Genomic DNA, 12722 nt, shown 5'->3' on the forward strand with positions numbered 1-12722 from the left:
TTAGCGCAATGCGGATCGAAGCGGACGTCGCGGATGTCCTCCGCGTCGACGTCGGCGACCTGGACCGCGAAGAGGACCTTCGCGACCAAGGACTCGACTCGGTTCGAATGATGGACCTGCTGGAGCGATGGCGACGTGCGGGCGCCAAGGACATCGACTTCATCACGTTGGCCGAGGATCCACGGCTCTCGCGCTGGACGAAGATGTTCGGCGTAACGGGTGAGGGAGTGGAAGAGTGATGTACTCACTCGGGCATTCGCTGCATTGACAGCTCTATATTGCTGCTGCGCGCGATCACCTGAGGAGCCGACGCCCTGGGGCGGCCTCAGGTGATCGCGGCTGCGTCTTGCAGGCTGTCGAACAGAGCCGCGCGGCGCATGTAGGCACGAGCGCTGTCGAGATCCTCGGCCGTGCGGCGTAATGTGTCGAAGTTCTGTCGACGTACCGCGGGGTCACGCTCCTCCAGGAGCCGCTTGTTGGCGATCGTCTGAGCCTGTACGTAGTTCACCGCGGCGTGCCGACGCTGGCGGCTGTACAGGTCGAGCAGATCGTCGCCGGCCGCACGGTGGATCACCTGAGCGAGTTTCTCCGCAAGGTTGATGGCGTCATGGATACCGCCGTTCATGCCCATGCCACCGATCGGGTTGTTGACGTGCGCGCTGTCGCCGGCCAGCAGGATGCGGCCCTTGCGGAACGTCGCGGCCACGCGCTGATTGACTCGGTACACGCTCACGTACTCGACGTGGTAGGGGCCCGTCTTCGGGAAGAACTTCTGCAGCCGTTCCTCGACGCGCGCCGGCGACAACGCGGTGGCGTCGTCCTCGTCGTGGCCAATCGGCAGGATCACCCGCCAGAGCCCTTCGGGTGTCTCCCCGCGTACCTTGAAGAGGTTGGCCCACTCGTCGGGGTCGGAGAAGTAGTTGCGCAGCGACAGGTTGGACGTGACGGTCGTGAAGTCGAAGCTGGTCGCGATCTTGATGAACCGCTCCGGATACGTGAATCCTTCGAACTCGATGCCGGCGAGCTTGCGCACCGTCGATCGGCCACCGTCACAGCCGATGACATAGGCCGCCGTCATGCGTTCCGCGCCCGCGGGCGAGGTGTACTCCGCCTCGATGCCGTTCGCGGCTTCGGTCAGGCCGACCAGCGTGTGGGAGAACCGCACGTCGAAGTCGGATTCGTTGGCGTATTCCTCGGCGATGGAAGCGGTCAGCTTGTACTGCTCATATTGCAGTACGTAAGGGAACCGGATCTCGTTCTCGAGTCGGCCGAGATCGAACTCCGCCACGAGGCTGCCGGTCGGTCGGTCGTGGAAGCGATAGGTGCTCGAGACCAGGCTGTGCGCCCGGATCTTCTCGGTGATGCCCAACTCGTCGAGCATCTCCAGCGTGCTCGGATGGATGGTCGCGGCGCGCTGATCCTTCACCGGCGCCGGCTCTGACTCGAAAACTGCAACCGGGATACCTCGCCGGTTGAGCGCCAATGCGCAAATCATTCCCACGGGACCTGCGCCGACAATGATGACGCGTGTTGTGCTTTGCGGCGAAATCACGGCTGGCGCTGCAGACGCTTGCTGACCTTCCCGACCGCGGTGTAAGGGAATTCGTCGACGACCTCCACGACATCGGGAAGTTTGAACGTGGCGAGCCCCCTCTCCCGCAGGAACCGACGCAGCTTGCCCAAGGTGAGATCGGCCGCGCTGTCCGGCGACCGGGGGATCAGGTACGCCTTGACGCGTTCGCCGAGGACCTCATCGTCGATACCGATCACGGAGGCATTGTGTACGCCGCGATGGGCGAGAAGCGCGTTCTCCAGTTCCTCGGGCGCGATCTTCTCTCCGCCACGGTTGATCTGGTCTTTCGACCGGCCCACCACCCTGATGAATCCACGCTCGTCTCGCTCGACGATGTCACCGGTGCGGTAGAAGCCATCGGTGGTGAAGGCCAGAGCGTTCTGCTCGGGGTTGCGATAGTAGCCGCGAATGACCGACGGCCCTCGCGTCAACAAGTGCCCGGGTACACCGGGTGGCACGTCGTTCCCCTCGTCATCGACGACCCGGATCTCGTCGGCCTCGGAGGCCGGCCGGCCCTGGTACCGCACGCTGGTCGTCCGATCGACGTCGGCAGGATTGCTGACGACCAGGCCCTCACCCATCCCGAAGCTCTGGGACAGCTGTACGCCGAACTCCGGCTCGACCCGCCTCGCCACCTCTTCACTCAGTTTCGCCCCTCCGCACATGATCACCTCCAAGCTGGAGAGGTCATAGGCGTCGCGTAGCGAGGAGTTCAGCCAGGCCAGCAGGATCGGAGGCACCAGCGACACGCGGTTGACCTGGTGCTTCTCGATCAGCGGGAACGCCGCATCGGGGCTGCCGTTCGGTGCGATCACGATGGTGGCGCCCACGCTGAACGCACCGAGAAAGCCGGGCGAACGCGTCGACATGCTGTGGCAGATCGGTATGACCAGCAGATGCACCGTCCGGTCGGTGATGCCTCGTTCCCCAACGCTTCTCCGCAGCGCATAGCCGTACGTATGATGAGTATGCGGCATCAGCTTCGGAACACCCGTCGTGCCACCTGACATCTGCAACAGTGCGACGTCCTGAGGGCTGCACCGTCGTACGTGCTCGAGCGATCCTTTCGACAGCAACGCTTCGTACTCGGCGCCACCGCCGCGACGATCGAGGATGACGGTGTGTTCCAGATGGGGCCAGCGGTGCTTCAGGTCGGCAGCCATCGCTGCGAGATCGGTGCCGCTGTCCGAGGCGACCGTGATGTAAGCACGCGCCTGGGCGATGTCGATGAAATGCTCGATCTCAGCGCGACGGTGCGCGATGGGGGCGACGACGGGAACCACTCCGAGTTCCCACAGGGCGAAAACGAAGGCAATGTACTCATAGGTGTTGGGCAGATGCACCACCACCCGATCTCCACGACTCAGCCCCAGGTCGTGCAGGCCGGCAGCGAGGCGCAGGATTTCGTCGGTGAGCTGTGCATAGCTCAACTGGGCGTCGCGGTCGATGACCGCAAGCTTGTCGGGATAGCGCTCCGCGGTGGCGAACAGCAGCTCAGGAAGTGTCTGGTCGTGCCAGTATCCCTCGGCGATGTATGTGGCTGTCGTCTCCGGCGGAAACGGAACGACGCCGCCAAGGGGCAGCGGCTCGATGCTCATTGGTCTCCCTTCGAGGGGGTGTCTGTCTCTCCCCGGTCGGCGCGCTAGGACTGCGCGGCCAGGAAGTCGAGGATCAGCTGGTTGACCGTCTTCGGCCGCTCGAGGTAGCCGAAGTGGCCGGCATCGGGAACCTCGACGTACCGCGCGCCCGGTACGGCCTCGGCAACCTCACGGCACAGGAAGGTCGGGATCATCCGGTCGTCGGCGAATCCGATGACGAGCAGTGGATTCGTGATCGCGGTGTACGCCCCGAGCCGGTTCTCGAGCTGGGCGGACACCTCGAGCTGACCGCGCTCGCCGGAGTCCATCGGTCCCGCCGAGAACGCCAGTATGTCGAGCCAGTCGCGTGCCTTGCCGGCATCGCGCAATGTCGCGGGGGAGAGGTTCAAGATCGCATCGATCGCGGCCTTGTACTCCGCCGGCAACACCACGGACGTGTCGAACAGCTGTCGCTCGCCGGCGGTGAGACGCCGGTTCACCTCATCGAGCCGTCCGTGCGCCGCCATGGCGACTCCTCGTCGCACCAGCTCCGGGCGACTCAGCGCCAACTCTTGTACGACGCGTGCGCCCAGTGACGTTCCGACCACGTGCGCGGGTCCACCGAGGTGCTCGATCAGTTGTGCGACGTCGTCGACGAGGTCGTTGATCGTCATGCGGGGATAGGCGGTGTCTGCCCGTCGAGGCGTCGGGCTGATCCCGCGGGCATCGAAGGTGGCCACCCGGTAGCCGGCGTCGACCAGCGCCGGGACCTGATGCAAGGTCCACACGTGGCCGTTGGCGCCGGTGCCCATCACGAGTACGACGAGGTCGCCGTCGCCCACCACGTCGTACGTCAAGTCCAGGCCGTTGACCGCAAGGGTCGGCATCACGCACTCCCAGTTCGTAGGCGGCAGCTGCTGCAGCGACGGGAGCACCACATCGGACTTGGCGAGGCTGTCAACGAACGTGCGGTGGGTGAATCTTTCGGACAGCGCCGATACCGATTCGGTCGTCGAAGGGTCAGGTCGCGCGAAACGTCTGGGCCGGCACCCGTCGTTGATTCGTGTTCAGTCCAGGCTCAGCACGGCTTCGAGACCGACTGTCACTCCGGTGAGATTTGGGACGGCACGTAGCGCGGTCAGCACTCCGGGCATGAGGGACTCGCGCGTTCTGGAATCGTACCGCAGCGCCAGAATTTCGCCGTTGACTCCGAGCAGTACCTCTTGCGAGGACATGAACCCGCGGACTCGGATCGCGTGGACGCCGATTCCGTCGATCCGCCCGCCGCGCGTTCCATGTGGGTCGAGGTGGGTGGCATCCGGAGATGGAGCGCAACCCGCCTCAGAGCGAGCGCGAGCGATCCGTTCAGCCGTGTGCAGCGCCGTACCCGATGGGGCGTCCACCTTGTCCGGATGGTGCATCTCGACGATCTCGACGGACTCGAAGAACGGTGCGGCCTGGGTGGCGAACCTGGTCAGGAGCACCGCACCTACCGAGAAGTTCGGAACGATGAACACGTTGACGTCGCCATGTTCGACGACGGCGGCGCGGATCTTCTCCACGGCGTCCTCGTCGAAGCCGGACGTCCCCACAACGACGTGAATCCCCTGCTCGATGCACCACTGGACCTGGTCGTGTGCAACGTCCGGCGGTGAGAACACGAGCACAGCTTCAGATTTCTGGTCGACGATGTCCTGCAGGTCATCACCAAGGTCTATCTCGGCAGCCACACTCATATCCGAGCTGGCCTCGATTGCGTGGACCGACGCCACGCCCATACGCCCGCGGGCCCCCAACACGGCGATTCGAGTCATGAGGTTAGCATACCCTAAGTAGCTCGACTGACGCTAGCCCCGGCGCTTCATAAGTCGCGCGGCGCGTCTGGGTCGGGATTGCCGAAAGTGCCCTCCTGTCAGGAGATGCTTGACTTGTTGAGCGGCCACTACCCCTGACGTCGGTCCCTGCCCAATGGCACCACGTGCGGCGTGCCGGTCACGGGGTCGGGGACGACGAGGCAGCGCAGGCCGAACACCTCATCGACGAGTTCGGCGGTCACGATCTCCTCTGGGGACCCCTCGGCGACGACCGCGCCGTCCTTCATGGCGATCAGGTGCGTGCCGAAGCGCGCGGCGTGGTTGAGGTCGTGGAGAACGGCGACCAGGGTGTGGCCGACGTGGTTGAGGTCGGTGAACAGCTCGAGCAGCTCGATCTGATGCGTGATGTCGAGGAAGGTCGTGGGCTCGTCCAGCAGCAGGATGTCGGTGTGCTGGGCGAGCACCATCGCCACCCACACTCGTTGCCGCTGACCGCCCGAGAGTTCGTCCACGAGCCGTCCAGAAAGGTCGGTGACGGCGGCGGCGTCCATCGCCCCCAGCACGGCCTGCTCGTCGGCGTCGGTCCACTGCCGGACCAGCTTCTGGTAGGGATACCGGCCTCGGGCCACGAGGTCGGCGACCGTGATCCCGTCCGGTGCGATCGAGGTCTGCGGCAGCAGCCCGATCCGCCGCGCCACCTCTTTGGTCTTGTAGGACCGGATGTCCGCCCCGTCGAGGACGACCTGCCCTGCGGAGGGCTTGAGCAGCCGGGACAGCCCGCGCAGCAGTGTGGACTTGCCACACGCGTTCGGTCCTACGATCACCGTGAATGACTGGTCCGGGATCGACACCGACAGATCCCTGGAGATGGCGCGCCTGTCGTAGCCGATCGTCGCGGCATCGACGTGCAGGCGGGACTGCCCTTGTGGCCCTGTGGTAGAGGCGCCGGCCGCGAGGGGATCGGTCATGGTTGAGAGGTCTTTCGACGTCACGGAACGGATAGGGCCGATGGATGAGTTCACACGCGTGTCCTCGCTTCGGCGAACAGCAGCCAGCCGAGGTAGCCGCCGCCGATCATCACTGTGATCACGCCGACCGGCAGCGGAGTCGGGGCGACGTGCTGCGCGCCGAAGTCCGCCGCACCCAGCATCAGGGCGCCCACGAAAGCAGCGGGCGCGAGGGTGATTCCGGCCGTGCGGGCGAGCCTGCGGGCGATCTGCGGAGCCGCGAGAGCGATGAACGCGATAGGCCCGGACGCCGCGGTGACCGTCGCCGTCAACGCCACCCCCACGACGATCAGGCCCAGCCGGGCGACCGCGATCCGCACCCCCTGAGAAGCGGCGGTGTCGTCACCCAGCTCCATCTGCCGCATTGGCCGGCTCAGCATCCCTGCCAGCATCAACAGCGCGGCGATGAGGGCGCCCCCGATCGCGACCTGATCCCAGCTCACCCCGTTGAGCGAGCCGGCGCCCCAGACGGCTGCGGCCATCGCCACTTCCAGTTCGGCCTTGAGGATCATCCACGTGTTCAACGACGCCAGCATCGCTGACACGGCGATGCCCACGATGATCAACCGGAACCCCTGGACGCCACGTCGGTAGGCGAACACGTACACGAGCACGGCAGTCGCGATTCCACCGGTCAGAGCACCAGCGGCGACACTCGTGTAGGAACCGCCGACGACAAGTAGCACGACCAGCGCGCCGGTGTAGGAGCCGGACGAGAACCCGATCACGTCCGGGCTGGCGAGCGGGTTGCGCATCAACGATTGGAACATCGCTCCGCTGACGCCCAGAGCTGCGCCGAACACCACCGTCGCAGCCACTCGCGGGAGCCGCCACTCCACCACGATGTCGTGCACGAGGCCGGTCTCCCCGCCGGTCAGTGCGGAGACCACCTGGGCGATGCTGAGTTGATACGACCCCGTCGCCAGGGTCAGCAGCGCCATCGCGCCCTCTGCGAAGGCAAGCGCGACGCAGACAACCACACTGCGCAGATCCATCCGCACGCCAACTCGGCGTCGTCTCACCACGAGTGTTCGACGCCCGAAGTCCACTCGGTTCTCGCTCGTCGAGCGGGCGATGAGAGACGAGACGACGATCATAGCCCGCTCGCTTTCCTGCGCCGAACCAGAGCGATCAGCACGGGCGCGCCCACGAATGCAGTGACGATGCCGACCGGAATCTCGCCCGGGTGCAGGATGATTCGTCCGAGAATGTCGGAAGCCAGTAACAGGCTCGGGGCCAGCAGCACGCTGTAAGCAAGGATCCAGCGTTGATGTGGGCCGACGAACCAGCGCGCGACGTGGGGAACCATCAGTCCGACGAACCCGATCGGCCCGGCGATCGCGGTCGCCCCACCGGCCAGCAGCGTGATCGCCGCCACGGCGAGCGCCCGGGTGCGCACCAGCCGGACCCCCTGCGACGCGGCCAGCTCGTCGCCCAGTGCCATCGCATTGAGCGCCCCGGCCACGATCAGTGCCAGCGCGAGCGCGACGGCCAGGAACGGCAGCACCGGCCACACGATGTCCAGTGGGCGTTCCGCGATCGAGCCGGAACGCCAGCCGCGCATCTGATCGAAGGCGTCGGGGTTCGTCAGCGTCAGAGCCGACGTGGCACCTCCGAGCACCGCACTGACCGAGAACCCCGCCAGCACCATCACGACCGGCGACTGACCGCGTCTCGTCGACCCCACCGCGAGCACTATGACCGTGACGATCAGCGCCCCCGCGAAAGCGAACCACATGTAGCCGCGGAGGTCTCGGATTCCGAGCACACCCACGGCGACCGTCACTGCGAAGGACGCCCCCGTGTTGACACCGAGGATGCCCGGCTCGGCGAGGGGATTGCGGGTGAGCGCCTGGATCAATGCGCCCGAAATGCCGAGCGCCGCGCCGACGGCGAGCCCGACGATCGTTCGCGGCACTCTCAGATCGCGAACCGCGTATTGATCGGGGTCGGCCGACGGGTAGAACAGCGCATCCCGGATCACGGTGAGTGGTATCGCCTTGGATCCGACCATGATGCTGAGCACCGTCAGGATCATCAACGCCACGAGCGCAGTGACCAGCCCCGCAATACGGCGGCGGCGGTGTGCGTCCGAAGGGGCCGGCTCGTTTCTGAGAGTCGTCGCCCTCGCCTCGTTCGTGAGCGTCATCCGGCCGCGGGGAGCGTTCCGAGCGCCTCCTTGAGCGACTCCAGGTTGACGATCTTGCTCGAATAGGTCGACGTTCGGTCGCACTGAACTCCGAGTGCTCGACCGTCGTTGCTCTGCGGAATTGACCGCCAGATGTTGGTCTCCAGGACCGGTGCAAATTCGGGTGTCACTGCCCCATCGGCGCCGAGGGGGTAGATGATCACGTCAGCATCCGCCACAGTGTCGCTGAGTTGTTCAACGGACAGTTCCACGCTGATGTCCCCGTCGGCCGGAGCTTCGGGCACGATCTCCAGCCCGGCATCCTCGGCATAGGTCGTGCAGTACGAGCCGGGGTACTCCATGTTGAGCACTCCGGCCTCCGGGGTGAACTTTCCCCCCCAGCGGTTCAGCACCATGAAGGTTGTGGATGTGAGGAGCTCGGAGTACTCGCCGTTGATCTCGGTGACGAGGGTGTCGTATCGGGCCTTGCCGTCCGCGAAGGTGCCGAGCTCGCCGACCGCATTGGCAAGTCGCTCGGTCTGGGTCTTCCAATTTGTATTGCTGAGCTCGATGTAGATGGTCGGGGCGATCGATTGGAACCTCTCCTCGTTGTACTTGCCTCCCTCCCACACGTGTGCGGGATCGTAGATGACAATGAGGTCCGGCCTGAGGCTCGCGACCTTCTCGTAGTCGACCTCATCACCGACATCGACTGCGGCGTCGTTGACCTGCCCCGCCTCCGGAGGGAGCCATGCAAGTTCACTTTCCGTAGCCTTTGGTCCCAATCCGACCGGCTCGACGCCGAGGCTCAGATAGATCGGGGCCTGGCCGATCGCGACGATCCGCTGCGGATCGGCGGGGATCTCGATCGTGCCGTTGTCGGCCTCGAAGCTGCGCATCGCTCCGGTGGTGTCGCCCGGGGCGTCGCTGGAACTGCCGCAGCCCGTGAGGACGAGGGCGGCGCTCAGGATTGCGCCGGCCAGGGCAGCGCCGCGTCGTCTCAGGAGGGAGGTCATGGTCATGGATGGGCTCTTCTTCTGTTCTTCGGGAGCGGAGGGGTCAGTTGGTGTCTGCAGGTATGAGTTCGTGAATGGGGGTTCCCGTGCGACGGTGTGCGTCGTGCTGCGAATGAGTCCGGCTCGGGCAATCCCGCACGGCCGTGTGTTCCCCGGCGAGCCACGCGAACGGCCGACCGTCCCATCAGGCGTCGTCCTCGACCGCGTCCCGGAGGAGCGTGATCGTGCCCGTCCAGGCGCCATCGCGCGCCGGAAGCTGCCCGTCGCCCAGCGTGATCCGTCGCATCCCGGGAGTCAGGTCCACCACCCGGACGACCTCGACCTCACGGAGGGTCAGGGAGTGCACGGTGACCCGGCGCGAGGTCCTCGGCATGCTGGCGACGGGCCTTTCTGGTCGGTCGGGGTGACGAGGCCGCGCTCCAGCAACGGCGGGAGGCCCCTCGTCCACATTAGGTAATCCTTACCTCTAGGGCCGTGCGCAGCCTGCCGTATAGTTATGGTGCGATGAGGTCATCCTCGCCACCTCCGGGCGCCAGCGACCCGCCTCCCATCCCGCCAGCACGGGCGGACTCGGGGGAGCACCCCGGCCACGCGCTGTTGATCTGGGTCCGCACCGGCACGGCGCACGTCCACATCGACGACACCGAGGCGTTTCGCATCACTGACGGCGAAGCCGTGTGGATACCTGCGGACGGCTGGAACCATCGCGAGATCGTCACTGAGCCGGGAACCGTCGCCTTCCCGTTGTCGCTCCATGTAGGCGTCGACTCCGGGGCGCCGTCCGAGTCAACGCAATTCGATGTCCCCGACGGCTGGCAGGACTGGCTGGTCCAGCATTTCAACCTCATGGTCACACCACTGGGCGGCCGCGGCTACTCTCAGGATGGACTCGTCGATCTCCTTCGCCGCCCGCGCTCGAGACCGTCCGCACCACCGCGGGGCGAGAATGCCCAGGTCCCTACACTCGATCCACCAGCTATGCCGAGAGACGGTGGGGCCAGAGCGGTAGCCGAGGAACTGACTCGCGACCCCGCGCTCGACCTCACCGTCGAGGAATGGGCAGCCCGGGTGCTCTCCAGTCCCCGCACGCTACGCCGCGACTTCCTCGCCGACACCCAGCTCACCTTCGAGCAGTGGCGGCTGCGCTGCCGCCTGAGCGCAGCCGTCGAGCTCTTGGCCGCCGGCTACGGCGTCGATCAGGTGACCGTACGGGTGGGCTTCGCCAGCCGCAGCGGCTTCACTCGGGCGTTCAAGCAGCAGTTCGGGCCAACCCCTCACGAGTTCAGCCGGAAGCTCGCCGCCCGCCCCGTCGCCGAGGGTCCGGCCCAACGCCCAACGGCGGCGCGTCCGGCCGACGGCCTCATACGGATGGTGCGGGTAGGCCAAGCCGTTCTTGCTGCACCCGATCTGCTGCCCGCGGCGCGCACTGCCCCGCACGCCAACGATGTGCATGTGCTCAGCTGGATGTATCGCGGCAGCGGACATCTGCAGATCGGCGACCGCAGCTATGAACGGCAACGAGGGGTCGCGACCTGGATCCCGGCCGACGTGGAGCACATCACGAGTCTTCGCCAGAACTCCATCTCACTTCCGCTCGGAAACGCCAGCACCGCTGACCTGCGACTGACCGAACCGCTGCAGGTGCAGTTCTCACCCGCCTGGGACGACTACCTGATGTTCTGCTCCATCAGTGCCCGGTCCAGGCTTCGACCGGACGACTACGACCCCACGCACATCCTCGACCTGTTCCGCGAGCAGGTCGCAGCACAGCGGGCGTTGTCGGTGCCGATGCCGGCTGACCCCCGTGCGCGCGAGGCGGCCATGCACTACCTGCACCGCATCGGCGCGTCTGGCGAGTCGGCCGCGTTCGACATGTCCGCCGACGTCCACCGAGCGTTCCGCATGGAGACCGGCATGACCTTCGTGAGCTGGTGCTACGCGGCCCGCATGCGCATCGCCCGCGACCTGCTCGCCGGTGGCGCCAAGCCCAACGTCGTCTCACGTCGCGTCGGCTACGCCCACCTCCCGAATTTCAGCGCCGCCTTCTCCCGTTTCCACGGCCTCTCTCCACGCGAATACCAGGAGCGCGAGACCGAGAAATCCTGACTGACGATCTCGCATGTCAGCGACCGATCACCCAGCAGCACCGCCCAAGATCGACTCGTGAGCCCGACCTCCTATGCTGGGCCCGCGCGGGGCCGACGCGCTGTAGGTGCACCGATCGCGACGGGGGACACCGGTGACATACACAATGCAGGAACTCGGGGCGAACGGGCCGCGTGCGCTGCCCGGAGAGCCGGGGGCGGCATGAGCGGCGTCGGGAGGTGGAACCTCGGTATCGGCGTCGGGCTGTTGGTCGTGGCCGTGCTGTGCTCGGGGCTGGGACTGGGGCTGATCCCGTTCGCGCTGTTGCGAGCGTTCGCCGCCGAGCCGCGCCTCGAACCCCGATGGGCGACGCCGCCGGAGTACCGGAACGAGGACGGGTCGATCGTCCCCAGCGCGGGCGACGTCGGGTTCTCGGCAGTTCCGACGATCCGTGAGGTGCGCGAACACCACCGAAAGGACTCACTGAGTGATGCGACGTGAGCGAATGCGGTTGTCGTCGGCCGTCGTGGCGGCGGCGCTGGTGCTGTCCGCCTCGGCGTGTTCGTCCAGTGCCGCCAGGTGCGAGGAGGAGTTCACCGCGGTGACGACGTCGATCACCGGCGTGGCCTCCGCGACGTTCGACTGCAGCGACCAGTTCGGTGGTGGCTGGCAGCGTGGTGACGTTGTGGTCGAGGCGACCACCGAGGATGAGGCCATCGCGGTGATGGACGCGATCCTGCGGGCCTACGCCGCATCACCCGACATCGAGGACCGCTGGGCGACCCCGCAGGAGTACGTGAACCAGGACGGTTCGATCATCGTCGGAGCGAACGACCTGGGGTTCAACGGCGCGCCACGCGTCCGCGAGGTGCGCGAGCACTACGGCATCACGCCGGGCTGACACCGCCAGCCCCCTGACCAGAGGAGAGCCGTGACAGTTCCAGGGCCAAGCCGGCCGCTCCCTCCGCAGGAGAGCGCCCACGTTCTGGCGGAGCAGGTCCTCGGACCGCTCACCGCCACGCGGCTCGCAACGTTCGGCGACGGTGGCCTGTACGTCAAGGCCGGGAGATGGGCGCGGTTCCTGGCCTGGCTGGTCGACGTCGTCGTGTTCGTGCTCGGCATCGGAGTCGGAGTCATCGTCGTGTCCGGCGTGTACGTCGCGGCAGGCCTCGACGAGGGAACAATTCTCGTGAGCCTGATCGCGGTCCTGTTCCTGATGCAGCTGCTGTACGGCACGTGCTATCGCAACGGCCGCGCGCTCGGCGCGGTGCTCACCGGCACCCAGCTCGTCCGCCTCGCGGACGGTGGCCGGATCGGCCGCAAGGCACCATGGGCGATGCTGGTCAGGATCCTGATGCCGCTGCTCGTCATCGGCATGATCGTCGGCGCGTTCGGCGGCGGCGGGAACGTGGCCGATCCGACGGTCAGGGTCAGCGTGGACACCCGCGCCACCCGCCAACTCCGCGACGCCGGCATCACATGACTCGCCGGCACGCTCGGTGGGAGCCCTGTAAGTGCTGAA

General features: G+C 66.4%; 14 protein-coding genes. 5 read left to right on the forward strand and 9 right to left on the reverse strand.

The window, feature by feature from the left end:
- Nucleotides 1–8 precede the first annotated feature (8 nt).
- Nucleotides 9–239 (forward strand): phosphopantetheine-binding protein, encoded by a 231-nt coding sequence (locus K1T35_RS06605; RefSeq protein WP_255621642.1) that lies wholly within the window; start codon nucleotides 9–11, stop codon nucleotides 237–239.
- 86 nt (nucleotides 240–325) lie between these two features.
- Here K1T35_RS06605 and K1T35_RS06610 read toward each other — a convergent pair whose 3' ends face one another.
- From K1T35_RS06610 to K1T35_RS06650, 9 genes are all read right to left on the reverse strand, one after another.
- The gene (locus K1T35_RS06610; RefSeq protein ID WP_220259279.1) at nucleotides 326–1552 is read right to left on the reverse strand and encodes an NAD(P)/FAD-dependent oxidoreductase; all 1227 of its coding nucleotides are present in this window, start codon (nucleotides 1550–1552) and stop codon (nucleotides 326–328) included.
- Nucleotides 1549–3171 (reverse strand): (2,3-dihydroxybenzoyl)adenylate synthase, encoded by a 1623-nt coding sequence (locus K1T35_RS06615; RefSeq protein WP_220259280.1) that lies wholly within the window; start codon nucleotides 3169–3171, stop codon nucleotides 1549–1551. Before K1T35_RS06615 ends, K1T35_RS06610 begins: the two co-directional genes overlap by 4 nt.
- Nucleotides 3172–3215: 44 nt before the next feature.
- Nucleotides 3216–4037 carry an alpha/beta fold hydrolase gene (locus K1T35_RS06620; RefSeq protein WP_220259281.1) on the reverse strand — a complete coding sequence of 274 codons (822 nt, stop codon included), beginning with the start codon at nucleotides 4035–4037 and terminating at the stop codon, nucleotides 3216–3218.
- A gap of 180 nt (nucleotides 4038–4217) precedes the next feature.
- A complete protein-coding gene (gene dapB, locus K1T35_RS06625; protein WP_220259282.1) occupies nucleotides 4218–4964 on the reverse strand; it encodes a 4-hydroxy-tetrahydrodipicolinate reductase in 747 nt (248 codons plus the stop codon).
- A gap of 128 nt (nucleotides 4965–5092) precedes the next feature.
- Complete coding sequence (locus K1T35_RS06630; RefSeq protein ID WP_220259283.1) at nucleotides 5093–5932, reverse strand: ABC transporter ATP-binding protein; 840 nt, start codon at nucleotides 5930–5932, stop codon at nucleotides 5093–5095.
- Between the two features lie 50 nt (nucleotides 5933–5982).
- A complete protein-coding gene (locus K1T35_RS06635; protein ID WP_255621646.1) occupies nucleotides 5983–6966 on the reverse strand; it encodes an iron chelate uptake ABC transporter family permease subunit in 984 nt (327 codons plus the stop codon).
- Between the two features lie 98 nt (nucleotides 6967–7064).
- Nucleotides 7065–8120, reverse strand: coding sequence for an iron chelate uptake ABC transporter family permease subunit (locus tag K1T35_RS06640; protein WP_220259285.1), 1056 nt, complete (start codon nucleotides 8118–8120; stop codon nucleotides 7065–7067).
- On the reverse strand, nucleotides 8117–9121 hold the full coding sequence (locus tag K1T35_RS06645) for an ABC transporter substrate-binding protein (protein WP_220259286.1): 1005 nt from the start codon (nucleotides 9119–9121) through the stop codon (nucleotides 8117–8119). The genes K1T35_RS06640 and K1T35_RS06645 overlap by 4 nt, the downstream gene beginning before the upstream one ends.
- 178 nt (nucleotides 9122–9299) lie before the next feature.
- Entirely contained in the window at nucleotides 9300–9488 is a 189-nt protein-coding gene (locus K1T35_RS06650) for a hypothetical protein (protein WP_220259287.1), read from the reverse strand.
- A gap of 224 nt (nucleotides 9489–9712) precedes the next feature.
- On the opposite strand from K1T35_RS06650, the gene K1T35_RS06655 reads away from it, so the two are divergent.
- The 4 genes from K1T35_RS06655 (at nucleotide 9713) to K1T35_RS06670 (ending at nucleotide 12683) form a co-directional block, all read left to right on the forward strand.
- On the forward strand, nucleotides 9713–11221 hold the full coding sequence (locus tag K1T35_RS06655; RefSeq protein WP_220259288.1) for a helix-turn-helix domain-containing protein: 1509 nt from the start codon (nucleotides 9713–9715) through the stop codon (nucleotides 11219–11221).
- Between the two features lie 201 nt (nucleotides 11222–11422).
- Nucleotides 11423–11701 (forward strand): hypothetical protein, encoded by a 279-nt coding sequence (locus tag K1T35_RS06660; RefSeq protein WP_220259289.1) that lies wholly within the window; start codon nucleotides 11423–11425, stop codon nucleotides 11699–11701.
- Nucleotides 11691–12101 carry a hypothetical protein gene (locus K1T35_RS06665; protein ID WP_255621648.1) on the forward strand — a complete coding sequence of 137 codons (411 nt, stop codon included), beginning with the start codon at nucleotides 11691–11693 and terminating at the stop codon, nucleotides 12099–12101. Before K1T35_RS06660 ends, K1T35_RS06665 begins: the two co-directional genes overlap by 11 nt.
- A gap of 30 nt (nucleotides 12102–12131) precedes the next feature.
- Nucleotides 12132–12683 (forward strand): RDD family protein, encoded by a 552-nt coding sequence (locus K1T35_RS06670; protein ID WP_255621649.1) that lies wholly within the window; start codon nucleotides 12132–12134, stop codon nucleotides 12681–12683.
- The last annotated feature ends 39 nt before the right edge of the window (nucleotides 12684–12722 follow it).

The sequence above is a fragment of the Pseudonocardia sp. DSM 110487 genome (assembly GCF_019468565.1).
GTDB lineage: Bacteria > Actinomycetota > Actinomycetes > Mycobacteriales > Pseudonocardiaceae > Pseudonocardia.